Origin of the sequence: Bacillus cereus group sp. Bce019, assembly GCF_051781745.1 — a bacterium.
Classification (GTDB): domain Bacteria; phylum Bacillota; class Bacilli; order Bacillales; family Bacillaceae_G; genus Bacillus_A; species Bacillus_A cereus.
Genome location: NZ_JBPWJX010000038.1, coordinates 1 through 17,475, shown reverse-complemented (window position 1 = coordinate 17,475; position 17,475 = coordinate 1). Strand labels below are relative to the sequence as shown.

Below are 17,475 nucleotides of genomic sequence, written 5' to 3'. Positions count from 1 at the left end.
GAAGAGAAAGCAAGAGAAATAGCAAAAGCTAAAGAAGAAGAGAAAGCAAGAGAAATAGCAAAAGCTAAAGAAGAAGAAAAAGCAAGAGAAATAGCAAAAGCTAAAGAAGAAGAAAAAGCAAGAGAAATAGCAAAAGCTAAAGAAGAAGAGAGAGCGAAAGAAGCATCTAAAAACAACATACAGTCTGCTAAACGTGAATTAACGGTAGTAGCGACAGCGTATACTGCTGATCCAAGTGAAAATGGTACATATGGTGGACGCGTTTTAACTGCGATGGGGCATGATTTAACGGCAAATCCGAATATGAGAATTATCGCAGTTGACCCGAAAGTAATCCCATTAGGATCTAAAGTATGGGTAGAAGGCTATGGAGAAGCGATCGCTGGTGATACTGGAAGTGCAATTAAAGGTAATCGTATTGATGTTTTAATGGGTTCAAAAAGTAAAGCTATGAATTGGGGAAGACAAACTGTTAAAGTGAAAATTTTATAATAACAATAATTATCCAAATAGAAGTCAGTTCTCTTTATTGAGGCTGGCTTTTATTTTTTTAGTAGAAGGATAATAGGATTTTTAAATGACTTATTAATAAACCTGTAATAAAACATAAAAATTGTCTCATGTTTAGAAAAACTATTAAGAATGAGGTAAGGAAGTAGAACAGAAGGTTATTGAGAAGTAGAGAAGAATAGTATGTTGAAAACGAAGGGTTAACGTATAATGAAATATATAAATCGGATCAAATCGTTTACTAAACACTTTCACTCATAATAGTGTAATTAAGTTCAAAGGATAGGTGTATTTCATGAAAGAAGTAAGAGAATATATTGAAACAAAGAAACAAGGTGTATTGGAGTTGCAAATAAAAGAAACGGAAGAAAAGCTAGGTGCTGCTTTCCCAAATCAATATAGGGATCTTATTAAATTAGTTAATAATGCTGAAATAGGGAAATGGATACTATATCCGATTAAAGATAATAGAAATGTAACGAAAACTTGGGATGATATTGTTAGACAAAATATTGACATGAGAGATGAGTCTATACCAGAAAATCTTATCATAATTGGTGACGATGGTTCAGGGGATAAATTGTGCTTTAAAATAAATAATGGAAAAATGGATGATAAAATATATATTTGGTATCACGCGGATGACGAAATGGAAGAAATATCTCCGAGTTTAAAAGAATTTGTTATGGAAACTATTCAGGAAGACGATGTTTTTTAGTCTTAATTATTATCATTTTGTGAATCATTCTTATAAAAGGCGAGGATAGAATATGACAATAGAATTATATGGCGCACATTGTAATGAGCGGAAAGGGTATAGAGTAATTGAAGGAAGAGGTTCATATAATCATTACTTTGGCGGTCAAGATTGTAATTTGCCAGTATGTAAGTTATGCGGTGAGAAGATGCATCAAATTCTCTGTTTTGATTTAAAAGATGGGAGACTTGCTGAACTTAAAAGTAATGAACTAAATATTTTACCATTCGTTTCATGCTTGAACTGTGCGATGGTGTGGGAACCGCAATATTTTCAGTTAAGTGATGGAGGTAAAACAGTTCAAATCATAAAGCAGCAAAATACAGAAGAATGGATAATGGAAGAGGAAGATAAGTTACCAGTTTCATTACCAAAAACAACGGTAAAGCTTATAAATATGAAAAATGAAGATATACCTACAGATGAAGATAGTTACTGGGAAGCTTTTGACTTGTTCGGTTCTGAATATGTATGTAGATTATTAGGGGCACCATTATATGCGGATCTTCCAGAGCATTTGGCGTGTCCAACTTGTTCTAAAGAGATGAAGTATGTTGCTACAATTACACAAGATATCGAGGAACGTGAACTTATTTCAGTAGTTGATTTCCAGTTTGGGGAAATGAATATATACTATTATTTATGTAAAGATTGTTCAATTATAAAAACGGAAACACAAAGTACATAACAAGACTAACATATTATATTAGTCTTGTTTTTGTATCGCAACATCATTAAGAATCACATCAAATATATTTTTTTGCGTGAAGTTATCTGTAAAAATAGTTTCTCTGGCAACCTCAATTGTATCGTGCGGATTATACCATTTTTGTAGGGAATCCTCACCAAATTCATGTCGTTTGTCTCTTGTGTTATGTCGTCTAATAGTTTCCTCTAATGATAAATCAAAGTAATATGCAAATGCATTTTCATCAAAATAACGAATTAATTCTTTTAACATCTCACCATACCTATGACTGTTCAATATACCTTCTAAAATAACAAATTCACATTTTCCTTTTCCGTACTTCGTAATTTCAAATAGTAAATCATGTGATAAATTACCCATTGTGTCGTGTACTCTAAGCATATCTCTACGTACAACATCCTGTGATACTAAAAGTGTCCCTTGTCCGAAATGTTCTTGTAGTTGTTTTGCGATTGTTGTTTTACCACTTGCGGAGTTTCCTCTAAGAATGATTAAAGTGGATGTAAGTATAGGATTAGACATAATGTATTCCCCCCAACAGCATTAATTATATAGAAAATTTTAACAAATAAAGTGAGGGAAGTGTATAATTAATATGATGGATATTTAAGGAGGGGGTAAGATGGGAGATATATTAAAAAATGCACAACCTATATGGAAACGGACTTGGTTTCGTTATCTAGGGGCATTTTTTATTGTTCAGTTACTGTTTACCCCGCATTAAAGGGCAGTAAGACCCCCACCTCAAAATTCAGCGAGAGCGAAGAAGTTAGGTGGGGGATCAACTGCTCGTAAAAGCCCGATTGGTTCAACTAATAATCAGTGGGGGATGAACAAAACCCCCACTGATTAAAGTTTCACTTTATTTTGTGTGAAATCACTGCGTGGGCGCCAAACTTTAGGCCAGGCGGAGAGTTTTTTAATAGAATATTAAATTCTCAATTTTTCACTGAATGGTTCACACTCTATACAATCCCGCAATTTAACGTATTTACAGCATTTTTTGCGATTACATTACTACCATATGCATTAGTAGGTGCAATGAAAGATGTAACAGCAAGAAAAAATATAAAGAAATAATAGAGGTATAATATGCTTTTTCAAAAAGAAGGTTTATTGATTAGATACGTAATGGAAGATGATGCATCTATCATTTCTAAATGGTTAACGGACCCAGCAGTCCTGCGGTATTACGAAGGACGAGATAATCCGCAATCTGTAGAAAAGGTGCTTGATCATTTTATACATAGTCCAAACAGTAATGAAAAAAGATGTTTAATAGAATTTGATACCATTCCGATTGGTTACATACAAATGTACCCAGTGGATTCAGAGTGGAAAGCGTTATATGGCTATAAAGAATCACAAAATGTATGGGGTATGGACCAATTTATCGGTGAACCAGCCTATTGGGGAAAGGGAATTGGAACAAAACTCGTTCAGGCAGCAATTACATATATTATGGGTGAAATGGGAGCAGAAGCAATTGCAATGGATCCGAAAGTAAATAATGAACGAGCAATAAAGTGTTATGAAAAAAGTGGATTTAAAAAAGTAAAGATTTTAAAGGAACATGAGTTGCATGAGGGGAAATTAGAAGATTGTTGGATGATGGAATATAAACAATAATAATGGCTTATACAAATAAAGGGGGATGTGTGAAATGAAAAAAGCATTAATCGTAATTGATGTGCAAGCGGGTATGTATACAGCTGGAATGCCAGTACATAATGGGGGAAAGTTTTTACAAACATTGCAAGAGCTTATTAGGGAATGTCGTTCAAATGATATTCCAGTTATTTATATCCAACATAACGGTCCTAAAGACCATCCGTTAGAAAAAGGTACGGATGGATGGCGAATCCATGCGGCCATCGCTCCGCAAGAAGGAGATAATATAGTTGAAAAGACGACTCCAGATTCATTCCATAATACAAACTTAAGCGAAGTGTTACAAGAGAAAGGAATTGAACACGTTATTCTTTCGGGAATGCAAACAGAGTATTGTGTAGATACGACAACGCGCAGAGCATGTAGTGAAGGGTATAAAGTAACGTTAGTGAGTGATGCGCATAGTACATTTAATACAGAAGTGTTACGTGCTGAAGATATTGTGAAACATCATAACGCAGTATTGGGAGCGTTTGCGGATGTTGTTGCAGTAAAAGACTTAAAAGTGGCTGCCTCTAAATAAGAGGCAGTTTTTTATTAGAAAAAATAGCGTCAAATATTGTTAGTAAGTCGGTATTTTGAAATAATCACTTATATAATTTCACGTACCATAATGAAAAAATACAAAAAAGGAGCACCACATAATTAAAAAGGGCGCTCCTGCATTAAAACGTTACTTTTTCTTATCTTTATCCAATATATTTTGTTCTTCAGCAAACTCTGTACCATATGCAAAGCGGCGATTAATACGAATGTTATCATTGTTGTGCCTTGTATGAGAGTTAGAGAAGCGATGAACAATTACTTCAGATAAAGTGAAGACGATGGCAGAAAGGATACTGCCCCATGCAATTTGCATATAGTTGTCTAATAAAATATTACCGAAAATCCATACGCTTAAATATGTTAATAAGAAATCCGACATAATGGCACCAGTATTGCCAATTCGATTTAAAATAATTTTATCAACGAACATGTAGGATACGATTGTAACAAAGAGACTGAATGAAATAATTTGAACAAACGTTGCAGGGAAAAATAAAGCAAGCCCAATGCTAAATGCGATAATGCACGATATAAACTTGATAAGCACTACTGTGAAATCATTCAAAATTTACACCTCCGATTTATACATAGTTTTTCAATAAATTCTGGAGTTCATACATTGTAACGGATTTATTTACATAAAACTTTTTCATGTTCGGAATTTAGTCTAAATATTATAAAAACAATGAAAAAATGTTATAGTAAAATGAGAGTGTATGACATTTTTAGGTAAGGGGGAATCCAAGATGTGGATTACTTCAGAAGTAGAAATTCCAGATGAGTTAATTGATCACCTTGAGCAAGGAAAGTTAGTATTATTTGTTGGAGCGGGAGTTTCTATGAAAGGGAAATCAAACTTACCGAATTTTGATGATTTAGTTGATGAAATTGCAAAAACGTTATATGTCGAAAAACGTGAAATAACAGAGCCACATGATTATTATCTTGGTAAAATTGCGAAAACAAAAGATGTACATCAAGTCGCAAGAGATCTCGTTCATATAGAGAAATCAAAACCGAATCCATTGCATTATGCAATTCCAAGGTTATTTCCTTTAGATACAGATATCCGCATTGTAACAACAAATTTTGATCAACATTTTACAACTGCAATTAAAGAAATAAATAGAGATATCAATGTTTATTACGCTCCAGCTTTACCGACTGGGAGAGCTTTTAAAGGTCTTGCTTACATACATGGTAATGTAGAACAGGAGAAAGAGGCTTTAATTTTAACAGATGGTGATTTTGGAAGGGCTTACTTAACGGAAGGGTGGGCGAGAAGGTTTTTAGTTGATCTATTCTCAAATTACACCGTTTTATTCGTTGGATATAGTCATAATGACCCAGTAATGAAATATTTAGCAACTGGTTTACCACCAAGTACAAGACGATTTGCTTTTGTCGCACAAGGAGAAAATACGTACCACTGGGAACATTTAGGGATAAGACCAATTGTGTATCCGAATAAGGTGAATAATCATCAATCCCTTGTAAAAGCGGTAAAACGCTGGGCGGAATTAATGGGTGATAATTATATTACGAAAAGAATGCGTATTCGGGATATTGTAACGGTTCCCCCGTCAGTAGAACAGGAACAATTATCATACATAAAGCAATCAATTAAAAAAATTGAAACAGTTCGTTACTTTGTGGAATTTGCTCATGATTATGAATGGGTCGAATGGTTAGAAGTAGAAGGTAAATTACAAAATTTGTTTATGCTTACGCCAAACTATAATGAAGTAGATGAATTACTTGCAGAATGGTTAGTCGAACAATTTCTTTTTAGTCATCAGAAAGAATTATTTCAATTAATTTATAAAAACTATTCTAAAATATCACCGTTATTATGGAGAACAATTTGTAACTACTTAAACGAAACGAGGAGTAAGATGGACCCGTTGTTGTTTGCAAGGTGGACACTCCTTTTATTAGAAACAGCTGAAAAAGATAGTAGCTCTATAGAAAAGATTTCTAAGTTACTGCAAAAATGTTCTTTTCCTGAGCATAAAGAAATTGCCTTATTGTTACTAACTTTTATTTTAGACGGAAAACTGAAGTTGAAACGTGTAAGGAAATGGGGAAATGATACGCAAGAATCAATAGAACTCGAGGAATCGAGTCGCTTACCAGTATCTACATTTTCTCATGTGGAGCAAATTTGGAACGAAAAGATGAGGCCATATATCGCTTATTATGCTGTTCCAATTATGATGATTGGATTAGAAAAATTGAGAATGTTGTCGTTAAGACAAACGGCACTGAAAAAAAGAAATAAGGAAAATGTAGAGAAAGAGTTTCATCAAAATGATCTTGCATTTTTAATACGAATTGTAAAAGAGTGTCTAACTTATTTATGCGAAAACAATGAGAAAAAAGCGGATTATTATATTACAGAAATGATAGAAGCAAATAGTGTACTTCAAAAGCAAATTGCAATTGATGCGATGAATAAAAATATTTTTGTTCGTGTAGATGACAAAATGAAATGGTTGTTACATGAAGGACTTCTTTTAGATTTCACTTATAAACACGAAGTTTTTCAACTTTTAAAAAGGCATTATGCACATTGTTTAGAAAAAACAAAAGAAGAAGTCACTCGAACTGTAATAAAGCATCTTACAGAAGAGAGGGTATTTGATGCATGTCTCGTATTAGACTTATTATTCAAGTGTGATTCAAATAGTCCATCTACGGCAAATGGGTATGAGTTAATGAAGCAAAAGCATCCTCATTTTCATTCCGAACGATACAGTGTACAAAAGAAAGAGGATACAGAGCAAAGTATTACTTGTAATGTAACTGCTGACGGATTATTGCAACTGAAAGATGTTGAAATTATGAAGCAAGTTCAGCAATTTTCGCAAGATCTTGTTTTTGAACAACGCCATTTTTTAGAGATGTTATCAAAAGCATGTAAATTAAACACAGAGTGGAGTATTTCATTTGCATACCAATTAGTAGGAGTGCAAGAAATAAGTAATGAAGTATGGTTTGTTTGTATTAGAGAATGGCGAAATAATCGAGGATTGACAAATGATCAAATCCAAAAAATTATTCCGCTATTGCAGAAATTTGTTAGAAATACTGCTTTTCATTGGTTAATTAGTAGTTTTCTATATGAAATTAGTAATCGACTAGAAGAGTTAGAAGAGAATAGTATACGTGTTGTAAAACGATTTGCTTTTTCAGTGTTTCCTCAAGTTATGAAGAGTGATACAGACTTTAAGCTTGGGAAACAAGATTTTTACAATGAATCAATTCAGCATCCAGTTGGAAAAATGACAGCTGTATTATTAAAGTTGTTATCATATGATCATTTATACGATCGTAATGTATATGAATATTTATTTTTATTTGAAGAACAAGTAAGAGTTAATTCGGAACGAACAAACTTTATGTTTGCTCGTTTAATAGCAGATATTACATTTCTATATCATATTGAAAAACAATGGTGCCGAAAATATTTGTTACCATACTTAGATTTAAAAAAACAAAATGAGATTACGGAATATGCATGGGCCGGCTTATGTTACACGCAAATAAATTTACCTTTATTTACAGAAATGAAGCGATTTATTAAGTATGCGGTAGAACATTTGGAAGTATTACATCCGCATACGAGAGAAGCTTTCTTGAAGTGGCTTAGCTTTGTATTTATTAAATGTGTACTATATTGGGAGCAAAAAACAGATTGGTTATACCCGTTACTCATACTAGAAAATGAAGAAAATAAAATTAAGTTTATGCAGTTTTTATGCTATTACGTCAAAACATTAAGCGTAAAAGAACAACAAAAATTTTGGACAGCTTGGCTCAGTGTATTTTTGCGAGAACGACCAAAAATGGGTGAGATAACTGCGAGAGAATATGTAATGCTTTTACGTATTATTTTATACATGGATGAAATATTAGAAAAAGGATTATGTATTATGTCTCGTACATTTTCAAGTGTACATGGTAAATGTACAGGTGAGGAAATGAAGCGGTTATTGATTGAAATGCTTCATAAAAAAGAAAGTATGAAAGCGCATAAAGAAATGTTTGCAAATGTGTTTTTTATTTTACTACAAACATGTCACGAAGCCGTGTTATTCGAAAAAGAAATCATACAAATAAAAGAATTATTAGTTCAGTATAAAGTAGAGGAATATGTTTTACATTTACTAGAAAATGAAATAATTCGCATAGGAATTGTAATGGGTGATTTACAAAAAGAATTATAGGACGAAAGTGGAATTTTAAAAAATATATAAAAAGTTGTTGACAGTGTTTTGAAAAGCGTTCTATAATACGAATCATACTTATTCAATTTCAAAAACATTTGAATAAACAAAGTGCAATGAAGAGATCACAGTAGTGGTTAGTCTTACTGTAACAGAGAGCTGGTGGTTGGTGTGAACCAGTACAGGGATAATCATGAATTACAGTCTTGGAGCATCTTTTTCGTAATAAAGATAGTTTGTCTTTATGAGGAAAAAGCGGTCAATTGATCGTTAACAGTGAAGAGAGGTAGACGGAAAGTTAGTCTGCAACTAGGGTGGTACCGCGATAAATATCGTCCCTACTGATTTATTCAGTAGGGACTTTTTGTATTTTAGTGGTCCAACTTGAAAATAAAATAGTCATGCATTGAAAGGAAAAGCAGTAGTTGTTGTTTCCCTGTAACAGAGAGCTGGTGGTTGGTGCGAACCAGTACAAAAACAAGAGCGAATTACAGTCCTAGAGCATCTTTTTCGTAGTAAAGATAGTATTGTCTTTATGAAGGGAAAGACGGTCAGATGATCGTTAACAATGAAGAGAGGTAGACGAAAGAAGTCTACAACTAGGGTGGTACCGCGATAAATATCGTCCCTACTGATTGGATCAGTAGGGCTTTTTTGTACAAAAAAGTGGGTTTTTAACTAGTAGTTCATGTCTTTGTACGAATTATTAGTTTAAAATAAGAAGAGGTATCGATTCCACTATAAATTTGTATAATTAGTCAGTTCAGAAAATAGAGAATTTTTTATTCTCTTACTATACTTTTAAAACATTAGAGGAGGATTTCCAAATGGCAAATCATGAATTAGATCAATTACGTAAACAGGTAGATGAAATTAACTTACAACTATTACACCTTTTAAACAAACGTGGTGAAATCGTTCAAAAAATTGGAGAGCAAAAGCAAGTACAAGGTACGAAACGCTTTGATCCAGTACGTGAGCGTGAAGTACTTGATATGATCGCAGAGCATAACGAAGGACCATTCGAAACATCAACAGTTCAACATATTTTCAAAACGATTTTCAAAGCAAGCTTAGAGTTACAAGAAGATGATAACCGTAAAGCGTTACTAGTATCACGTAAAAAGAAACAAGAAAATACAATCGTTGATGTAAAAGGTGAATTGATTGGAAACGGAACACAAACGTTCATCATGGGACCTTGTGCAGTAGAAAGCTTAGAGCAAGTTCGTCAAGTAGGGCAAGCGATGAAAGACCAAGGCTTAAAATTAATGCGCGGTGGTGCATTCAAACCGAGAACTTCTCCATACGATTTCCAAGGTTTAGGAGTAGAAGGACTTCAAATTTTACGTCAAGTAGCAGACGAGTTTGACTTAGCAATTATTAGTGAAATTTTAAATCCGAACGATGTTGAAATGGCATTAGACTACGTTGATGTAATTCAAGTTGGCGCACGTAACATGCAAAACTTCGATTTATTACGAGCTGTAGGTAAAGTTAACAAACCAGTATTATTAAAACGTGGATTAGCAGCAACAATTGATGAGTTCATTAACGCAGCGGAATACATCATTGCGCAAGGTAACGATCAAATTATTCTTTGTGAGCGCGGTATCCGCACATACGAAAGAGCAACACGTAACACATTAGACATTTCTGCAGTACCAATTTTAAAGAAAGAAACGCATTTACCAGTTATTGTTGATGTAACACATTCAACTGGACGCAGAGATTTATTATTACCAACAGCGAAAGCGGCACTTGCAATTGGCGCAGATGCAGTAATGGCTGAAGTTCATCCAGATCCAGCAGTTGCATTATCAGATTCTGCACAACAAATGGACATTCCAGAATTCCATAGATTCATGGATGAGTTAAAAGGTTTCAAAAATAAATTATCTTAATTCCATATCATATATGCGTTGAAGAGGAAACAGTAGTGCTTATCTCACTGTTAAAGAGAGCTGATGGTCGGTGTGAATCAGTACAAAGGTAAGCATGAATTACAGCCTTGGAGCATCTTTCCCGACAACTTTTGGAGGGGAAGACGGTCAAACGATCGTTAAAGAAGAAGAGAGGTAGACGAAAGAAGTCTACAACTAGGGTGGTACCGCGATAAACATCGTCCCTACTGAGCGCTCAGTAGGGACTTTTTTGTACAAAAAAATAGTAAAGGGGCAAGAGAAATGAGATACATTACAGCTGGAGAATCACATGGACCGCAGTTAACAGTTATTTTAGAAGGTGTACCAGCAGGTTTGACACTTACGGCGGAACATATTAATAAAGAATTATTAAGAAGACAAAAAGGTCATGGACGCGGAAGACGTATGCAAATTGAAACAGATACAGTTGAAATTGTAAGTGGTGTTCGTCACGGGATGACACTTGGATCACCGATTACGTTAATTGTAAAAAATGATGATTTCAAACATTGGACGAAAGTAATGGGTGCAGAGCCAATTTCGGAAAAAGAAAGTAAAGACATGAAACGTACAATTACAAAACCACGTCCCGGACATGCAGATTTAAATGGAGCAATTAAATATGGTCATCGTGATATAAGAAACGTATTAGAGCGGTCATCTGCAAGAGAAACGACAGTTCGTGTAGCTGCTGGTGCAGTTGCAAAACAAATTTTAAGCGAATTAGGCGTGGAAATTGCAGGACATGTTCTTGAAATTGGTGGAGTAAAAGCAAAACATATTTCAAACTTATCAATTGAAGAAATTCAAACAATTACTGAAAACTCACCAGTTCGATGTTTAGATAAAGAAGTAGAGCAAGAAATGATGAATGCGATTGACAACGCAAAAAGTAGTGGAGATTCAATCGGTGGTATTGTGGAAGTCATTGCAGAAGGTATGCCGATTGGCGTCGGTAGTTACGTCCATTACGATCGTAAATTAGATGCAAAACTTGCTGGTGCAATTATGAGTATAAATGCATTTAAAGGTGCTGAAATCGGCGTAGGTTTTGAAGCGGCACGACAACCAGGAAGCAAAGTGCATGATGAAATTCTGTGGGATGAAGAAAAAGGATACACGAGAAGAACGAATAATGCCGGCGGTTTAGAAGGCGGTATGACAACAGGTATGCCAATTATCGTAAGAGGCGTGATGAAGCCAATTCCTACTTTATACAAACCGTTAGCAAGCGTTGATATTGATACGAAAGAAGCATTCCAAGCGAGTATTGAAAGATCTGATAGTTGCGCAGTACCAGCGGCGGGTGTAGTAGCTGAATCTGTTGTGGCATGGGAACTTGCAGATGCACTAGTCGAACAATTCGGAAAAGATCGTATGGAATTATTAAAACAAAACATTATGCAACACAATAACTACGCAAAAGAATTTTAATAAAAAGGTGGGTTTAACGTGCAAGTAAAGGATCAACTATCATCATTACAACCATATAAACCAGGTAAATCACCAGAACAAATGAAAGAAGTGTACGGAGATCATTCGTTTGTGAAATTAGCATCGAATGAAAATCCATTCGGCTGTTCGTCACGTGTTTTAGATGAGTTGCAAAAATCGTGGTTGGAACATGCTTTATATCCTGACGGAGGTGCTACAACGCTCCGTCAAACAATCGCAGATAAGTTACATGTGAAAATGGAACAAGTACTTTGTGGTAGTGGTTTAGATGAAATCATTCAAATAATAAGCCGCGCCGTATTACGAGCGGGAGATAACATTGTAACAGCAGGTGCAACATTCCCACAGTATCGTCATCATGCCATTATAGAAGGTTGCGAAGTGAAGGAAATTGCGTTAAATAACGGTGTATACGACTTAGAAGAAATTTCTTCAGTAGTAGATAACGATACAAAAATTGTATGGATTTGTAACCCGAACAATCCAACAGGCACATATGTGAATGACCGAAAATTGACTCAATTCATTGAAGGTATTAGTGAAAATACGTTAATTGTCATTGATGAAGCGTACTATGAATACGTAACAGCAAAAGATTTCCCAGAGACATTACCGCTTTTAGAAAAACATAAAAATATTCTTGTACTTAGAACATTTTCTAAAGCGTACGGATTAGCTTCTTTCCGCGTTGGATATGCGGTTGGACAGGAAGAGTTAATCGAAAAATTAAATGTCGTTCGTTTGCCATTTAACGTATCTTCATTAGCGCAAAAAGCAGCGACGATTGCTTTTGGTGATGACGAGTTTATTGAAGAAATAGTTCGTGTGAATACAGAAGGATTACAACAATACGAGAGCTTTTGTAGGGAAAATGATATTCCATTTTATCCATCGCAAACAAATTTCATCTTCTTGCCAGTTGAGAATGCTGGAGAGATTTATGAAGCTTGTGCACACGCAGGATTTATTATTCGTCCGTTCCCGAATGGTATCCGTATTACAGTCGGAACAAGGGAGCAAAATGAAGGGGTGATTTCAGTGTTACAACAACACTTTGAAAATAAAAAAAGAAAGTCTCGAGATGAGGAAAATGCGTAAAAAGGTAGTATTAATTGGAACTGGTTTAATCGGAGGCTCTCTCGCATTAGCAATTAAGAAAGAGCACGATGTAACGATAACAGGTTATGATATATTTCAAGAACAAGTAGAGCGTGCAAAAGAATTACACGTAGTAGATGAAATAGCAGTTGATTTACAGCTTGCATGTGAAAAGGCACATTTAATTGTTTTTGCTTCTCCAGTTGAAGAAACGAAGAAGCTATTACACAAACTTGCGTCATTCCGTTTACGAGAAGATGTTATAGTGACTGATGTTGGTAGTACAAAAGGCACGATTATGAATGAAGCAGAAACTTTATTTTCAAAGGAAGTATCTTTCATTGGTGGACATCCAATGGCAGGTTCTCATAAAACGGGAGTTGAAAGTGCAAAAGCGCATTTATTTGAAAATGCATTTTACATTTTAACACCGATGCATCATGTGCCAAATGAACATGTGGAAGAGTTAAAAGATTGGTTAAAAGGAACGGGATCACATTTCCTTGTTTTAAATACAGAAGAACATGATTATGTAACAGGGATCGTTAGTCATTTCCCGCACCTTATCGCAGCAGGTTTAGTGAAGCAAGTAGAGAAACATGCAGGAGATAATCCGCTCATTCATCAGCTAGCTGCTGGAGGGTTTAAAGACATTACACGTATCGCATCTAGTAGTCCGAAAATGTGGAGTGATATTGTAAAGCAAAATCGTGAGCATTTAATGGTATTATTAAAAGAGTGGATCTCTGAAATGGAAGATTTATATAAAACAGTTTCTACCGGAGATGCATGCGAGATTCAAAACTATTTTGCAGATGCGAAAGAATACCGTGATTCTTTACCAGTAAGAAAGAGAGGGGCAATTCCTGCCTATCACGACTTATACGTCGATGTATTAGATAAGGTGGGGGCATTGGCTCATATTACGAGTATTTTGGCGCGTGAGGAAATTAGTATTACGAACTTGCAAATATTAGAAGCGCGTGAAGGACTGCTTGGGGTATTACGTATTAGCTTCCAAAGGGAAGAAGATCGTATGAAAGCAAAACTAGCGCTTGGAGAAGAAGAATACCAAACTTATGAAACAATTTAAATGAGAAGGTGAAAAACGTGAAAGAAAGAACAATACAACCTGTTAATAACGGATTGAATGGCAATATTACAATCCCAGGTGATAAATCCATTTCACACCGTGCTGTTATGTTCGGTTCTATTGCAGAAGGGAAAACAACAATTAAAGGTTTCTTGCCCGGTGCAGACTGTTTAAGTACGATTTCATGTTTTAAAGAAATGGGAGTAGAAATTACGCAAAACGGTGATGAGGTTACTGTAGTTGGTAAAGGATTAGAAGGTTTACAAGAACCGAAAGCTGTATTAGATGTTGGTAATTCTGGTACAACAATCCGATTAATGTCAGGTATATTAGCTAACACACCATTTTTCTCTTGCGTACAAGGTGATGAATCTATCGCAAAAAGACCGATGAAGCGTGTAACAAACCCATTAAAACAAATGGGCGCAAACATAGACGGTCGAGAAGAAGGAACATTTACACCGTTAACAATACGTGGTGGAGATTTAAAAGCAATTGAATATATTTCTCCTGTTGCAAGTGCACAAGTAAAGTCAGCTATTTTACTTGCAGGTCTTCGTGCAGAAGGTGTAACAGCTGTTACAGAACCACATATTTCCCGCGACCATACGGAAAGAATGCTTGAAGCATTTGGTGTTAAAGTAACTCGCGAAGGGAAAACAGTGAAGCTGTCAGGTGGACAAAAATTAACAGCAACAGACATTCAAGTGCCAGGTGACGTATCATCAGCAGCATTTTTCTTAGTAGCAGGTGCAATCATCCCAAATAGTAAACTAGTATTACAAAATGTAGGGATGAATCCAACCCGTACCGGTATTATTGATGTTTTAGAAAAAATGGGTGCTACGTTCACTGTAGATCTAATTAACGAAGGGGCATCGGAACCAGCTGCAAATATTACAATCGAAACATCTTCATTAAAAGGAATTGAAATTGGCGGAGATATTATCCCTAGATTAATCGATGAGATTCCTGTAATCGCATTAGCGGCAACGCAAGCAGAAGGAATTACAGTAATTAAAGATGCACACGAATTAAAAGTAAAAGAAACAAACCGTATTGATACAGTCGTTGCTGAATTAACGAAACTAGGAGCTCGCATAGAAGCAACTGATGACGGTATGATCATTTACGGAAAATCAGCTCTAAAAGGCAATACAGTAAATAGTTATGGTGATCACCGTATCGGAATGATGCTTGCAATTGCTGGTTGCCTGGCAGAAGGAAAAACAATTATTGAAGATGCAGAAGCAGTAGGTGTATCATATCCTACATTCTTTGACGAACTTCAAAAGTTAGCTAAATAAAAAGGGTGGAAAGCAGATACGTGATGTATCTGCTTTTTTGTTAAAACGTCCTTGTAATTTCACTTACCGAACTATAATAGTGAGAATTATGATACAATTCAAAAAGGGAATGGAGGAGAATTATATGAATGTCATACAATTAAAAGAAGATAAATTCAGAGAAGCATTACGTTTATCAGAATACGCTTTTCAATATAAAGTAGATGAGGAACGATTACAGCAGCAACTTACAAAAATGAAGGAAAGTCATGAAATATACGGCATTATGGAAGGGGAAGACTTAGCTGCAAAACTACACCTCATCCCGTTTCATATTTACATAGGTAAAGAAAAATTTAAAATGGGTGGCGTTGCAGGAGTAGCGACGTATCCAGAGTACAGAAGAAGTGGGTATGTAAAAGAGCTACTTCAACATTCACTTCAAAGAATGAAAAAAGATGGCTATACAGTCTCTATGTTACACCCATTTGCTGTTACATTTTACCGTAAATACGGCTGGGAACTTTGTGCGAATCTTCTCGTATGTCATTTGACAAAGAGTGATTTAGTTATGAAAAAACAAGTGAATGGTACTGTGAAACGTTTCAATAAAGAAAATCACCCAGAAGAGGTCGAGAAGCTTTATGAAACATTTGCAGAACGTTTTTCTGGTATGCTAGTTCGCAATGAAAAATGGTGGTTACAAGCTGTTTATGAGGATTTAACATTAGCAATTTATTACGATGAAAATAAAACTGCAGCCGGCTATATGTTATATAAAATAGAAAACTATAAAATGACAGTAGATGAATTTGTTCCAATGCATAATGAAGCACGAAATGGTCTATGGAATTTTATTTGCCAGCATGATTCTATGATTAAAGAGCTTGAAATGACAGTAAGTGAAAACGAACAGTTGTTATATACATTGCAAGAACCACGTGTGAAAACAGAAATAAAACCATATTTTATGGGAAGAATTGTAGATGTAGAGCAGTTCTTAAAACAGTATGAGTTAAACTGGAACAATGTACAACAAGAAGTCATTTTACATATTACAGATTCATTTGCACCGTGGAATAATGTATCGGTGAGACTTGCAAATTATGAAATAGCAATTATAGAAGAACCAATGGATAAAGGGATTAAGCTAGATATAAATGCACTATCTACAATACTGCTTGGATACAAACGCCCATTAGAACTAAATGAATTAGAATTAATTAGCGGAAGCGAAGAGGAAATACGGGCATTTGAGAATGTAGTACCAGTGCGCAAGCCGTTTATTTATGATTTCTTTTAATTTGCATATAAGATGGAGTTGTTTCGAACAAAATTTTGGGATAGCTCCATCTCATCGTATTAATTTTTGTCGGTAAGTTGATATATCCTGAAAATCGCTGATATAATTTTATTCACATACAAGAGAATAGAATCGCAACTATACGTTGTCACGCACTTGACTTTTATTCCCTGTAATTTATAATTAAAAACGGAATGAATTTTCATTCCTGAAAATAGAGGTGGAAAAAATGGCTAAAAACAAACAAGAGGATATTTTTGATGCTGCGATGCAACTTTTTGCAGAGCGTGGTTACGATGGTACGACAATTCCAATGATCGCTGAAAAGGCAAAAGTCGGTGCGGGTACTATTTATCGCTATTTTGAAAATAAAGAGGCACTTGTTAACTCATTATTTTCAAAAAGTATGTTAGAGCTTTCTGAAATAATAAAAACGGATTTTCCTGTTGAAGCAAATATTCGTGAACAGTTTAGTCATACGTACAACCGTTTATTTGAATTTGCGAGAAACAATGTAGATGCTTTTTTATTTACAAATTCTCACTGTGATAGTTATTTTCTTGATGAACAGAGTAAGAAAATATTTGACGATTTTATAGGCTTCTTTATGAATATTATTGAAGATGGAATCGCAAAAGGTTTTCTTCGTCCATTGCCTCCAGTCGCTTTAATTATTATTGTATATCAACCGCTAGAAAAATTAACGAAAGTAATTGCAACAGGGCAATTAGAATACTCGAAAGAGTTAGTAAAAGAATTAGAAGAAAGCTCTTGGAACGCTATTAGAATCATTTGATTCTATAGCTTTATAAGGACAGGAATGAATATTCATTCCTAAATAGATTTAAAAAATGAGAGTAGGAGAGGGTATTTGTGCAACTAAAGGAATGAAT

Annotated in this window: 15 protein-coding genes, 2 pseudogenes and 3 other annotated features; of the genes and pseudogenes, 15 read left to right on the top strand and 2 right to left on the bottom strand. The window is 35.0% G+C overall.

The window, feature by feature from the left end; genetic code table 11:
- The 3 genes from ACS2QP_RS26920 to ACS2QP_RS26910 all read left to right on the top strand — a co-directional run.
- A partial coding sequence (locus ACS2QP_RS26920; protein WP_377832106.1) for a 3D domain-containing protein occupies positions 1 to 492 on the top strand: 492 nt, incomplete at its 5' end.
- Positions 493 to 805: 313 nt separating this feature from the next.
- Positions 806 to 1,228: an SMI1/KNR4 family protein gene (locus ACS2QP_RS26915; protein ID WP_061457370.1), complete on the top strand. Its 423-nt coding sequence runs from the start codon at positions 806 to 808 to the stop codon at positions 1,226 to 1,228.
- Positions 1,229 to 1,280: 52 nt separating this feature from the next.
- Entirely contained in the window at positions 1,281 to 1,955 is a 675-nt protein-coding gene (locus ACS2QP_RS26910) for a hypothetical protein (protein ID WP_000151352.1), read from the top strand.
- Positions 1,956 to 1,973: 18 nt separating this feature from the next.
- Here ACS2QP_RS26910 and ACS2QP_RS26905 read toward each other — a convergent pair whose 3' ends face one another.
- The gene (locus tag ACS2QP_RS26905; RefSeq protein ID WP_061457369.1) at positions 1,974 to 2,498 is read right to left on the bottom strand and encodes a kinase; all 525 of its coding nucleotides are present in this window, start codon (positions 2,496 to 2,498) and stop codon (positions 1,974 to 1,976) included.
- Positions 2,499 to 2,598: 100 nt separating this feature from the next.
- Here ACS2QP_RS26905 and ACS2QP_RS26900 point away from each other — a divergent pair.
- The 4 genes and pseudogenes from ACS2QP_RS26900 to ACS2QP_RS26885 form a co-directional block, all read left to right on the top strand.
- Positions 2,599 to 2,682 (top strand): annotated as a pseudogene (locus ACS2QP_RS26900) (YfzA family protein); the annotation flags it as partial.
- 155 nt (positions 2,683 to 2,837) lie between these two features.
- Positions 2,838 to 3,056 (top strand): annotated as a pseudogene (locus ACS2QP_RS26895) (YfzA family protein); the annotation flags it as partial.
- Between the two features lie 12 nt (positions 3,057 to 3,068).
- Positions 3,069 to 3,605 carry a GNAT family N-acetyltransferase gene (locus tag ACS2QP_RS26890; RefSeq protein WP_000898772.1) on the top strand — a complete coding sequence of 179 codons (537 nt, stop codon included), beginning with the start codon at positions 3,069 to 3,071 and terminating at the stop codon, positions 3,603 to 3,605.
- Between the two features lie 34 nt (positions 3,606 to 3,639).
- Positions 3,640 to 4,170, top strand: a complete 531-nt coding sequence (locus ACS2QP_RS26885) for a cysteine hydrolase family protein (RefSeq protein WP_000709539.1) — start codon at positions 3,640 to 3,642, stop codon at positions 4,168 to 4,170.
- Between the two features lie 150 nt (positions 4,171 to 4,320).
- Here the strand turns inward: ACS2QP_RS26885 and ACS2QP_RS26880 are convergent, their stop codons facing one another.
- On the bottom strand, positions 4,321 to 4,758 hold the full coding sequence (locus ACS2QP_RS26880; protein ID WP_000997702.1) for a YndM family protein: 438 nt from the start codon (positions 4,756 to 4,758) through the stop codon (positions 4,321 to 4,323).
- A gap of 181 nt (positions 4,759 to 4,939) precedes the next feature.
- Here ACS2QP_RS26880 and ACS2QP_RS26875 point away from each other — a divergent pair, with 181 nt between their 5' ends.
- The 8 genes from ACS2QP_RS26875 (at position 4,940) to ACS2QP_RS26840 (ending at position 17,378) form a co-directional block, all read left to right on the top strand.
- On the top strand, positions 4,940 to 8,422 hold the full coding sequence (locus ACS2QP_RS26875) for a DUF4020 domain-containing protein (RefSeq protein WP_438883004.1): 3,483 nt from the start codon (positions 4,940 to 4,942) through the stop codon (positions 8,420 to 8,422).
- 107 nt (positions 8,423 to 8,529) lie between these two features.
- Positions 8,530 to 8,765 (top strand) — a binding site (T-box leader).
- Between the two features lie 54 nt (positions 8,766 to 8,819).
- Positions 8,820 to 9,055: a binding site (T-box leader), on the top strand.
- A gap of 194 nt (positions 9,056 to 9,249) precedes the next feature.
- Entirely contained in the window at positions 9,250 to 10,326 is a 1,077-nt protein-coding gene (locus ACS2QP_RS26870; RefSeq protein ID WP_001273575.1) for a bifunctional 3-deoxy-7-phosphoheptulonate synthase/chorismate mutase, read from the top strand.
- Between the two features lie 9 nt (positions 10,327 to 10,335).
- Positions 10,336 to 10,555, top strand: a binding site (T-box leader).
- Between the two features lie 53 nt (positions 10,556 to 10,608).
- On the top strand, positions 10,609 to 11,781 hold the full coding sequence (gene aroC, locus ACS2QP_RS26865; RefSeq protein ID WP_001269425.1) for a chorismate synthase: 1,173 nt from the start codon (positions 10,609 to 10,611) through the stop codon (positions 11,779 to 11,781).
- An 18-nt stretch (positions 11,782 to 11,799) separates the two neighbouring features.
- Complete coding sequence (gene hisC, locus ACS2QP_RS26860; RefSeq protein WP_001197280.1) at positions 11,800 to 12,900, top strand: histidinol-phosphate transaminase; 1,101 nt, start codon at positions 11,800 to 11,802, stop codon at positions 12,898 to 12,900.
- Positions 12,893 to 13,993, top strand: a complete 1,101-nt coding sequence (gene tyrA, locus ACS2QP_RS26855; protein WP_001228140.1) for a prephenate dehydrogenase — start codon at positions 12,893 to 12,895, stop codon at positions 13,991 to 13,993. The genes hisC and tyrA overlap by 8 nt, the downstream gene beginning before the upstream one ends.
- Positions 13,994 to 14,010: 17 nt before the next feature.
- Entirely contained in the window at positions 14,011 to 15,300 is a 1,290-nt protein-coding gene (aroA, locus tag ACS2QP_RS26850) for a 3-phosphoshikimate 1-carboxyvinyltransferase (protein ID WP_000664630.1), read from the top strand.
- Between the two features lie 124 nt (positions 15,301 to 15,424).
- The gene (locus tag ACS2QP_RS26845) at positions 15,425 to 16,582 is read left to right on the top strand and encodes a GNAT family N-acetyltransferase (RefSeq protein ID WP_326265080.1); all 1,158 of its coding nucleotides are present in this window, start codon (positions 15,425 to 15,427) and stop codon (positions 16,580 to 16,582) included.
- Positions 16,583 to 16,811: 229 nt separating this feature from the next.
- A complete protein-coding gene (locus ACS2QP_RS26840) occupies positions 16,812 to 17,378 on the top strand; it encodes a TetR/AcrR family transcriptional regulator (protein WP_001107299.1) in 567 nt (188 codons plus the stop codon).
- Positions 17,379 to 17,475 lie beyond the last annotated feature (97 nt).

Bases quoted from the DNA above. Each gene is read 5' to 3' on its own strand.
- ACS2QP_RS26870 (WP_001273575.1), top strand. From the start codon at position 9,250: ATGGCAAATCATGAATTAGATCAATTACGTAAACAGGTAGATGAAATT.
- ACS2QP_RS26905 (WP_061457369.1), bottom strand. From the start codon at position 2,498: ATGTCTAATCCTATACTTACATCCACTTTAATCATTCTTAGAGGAAAC.
- tyrA (WP_001228140.1), top strand. From the start codon at position 12,893: ATGCGTAAAAAGGTAGTATTAATTGGAACTGGTTTAATCGGAGGCTCT.
- ACS2QP_RS26890 (WP_000898772.1), top strand. From the start codon at position 3,069: ATGCTTTTTCAAAAAGAAGGTTTATTGATTAGATACGTAATGGAAGAT.
- aroC (WP_001269425.1), top strand. From the start codon at position 10,609: ATGAGATACATTACAGCTGGAGAATCACATGGACCGCAGTTAACAGTT.
- ACS2QP_RS26875 (WP_438883004.1), top strand. From the start codon at position 4,940: ATGTGGATTACTTCAGAAGTAGAAATTCCAGATGAGTTAATTGATCAC.
- ACS2QP_RS26845 (WP_326265080.1), top strand. From the start codon at position 15,425: ATGAATGTCATACAATTAAAAGAAGATAAATTCAGAGAAGCATTACGT.
- ACS2QP_RS26910 (WP_000151352.1), top strand. From the start codon at position 1,281: ATGACAATAGAATTATATGGCGCACATTGTAATGAGCGGAAAGGGTAT.
- ACS2QP_RS26915 (WP_061457370.1), top strand. From the start codon at position 806: ATGAAAGAAGTAAGAGAATATATTGAAACAAAGAAACAAGGTGTATTG.
- ACS2QP_RS26885 (WP_000709539.1), top strand. From the start codon at position 3,640: ATGAAAAAAGCATTAATCGTAATTGATGTGCAAGCGGGTATGTATACA.
- ACS2QP_RS26840 (WP_001107299.1), top strand. From the start codon at position 16,812: ATGGCTAAAAACAAACAAGAGGATATTTTTGATGCTGCGATGCAACTT.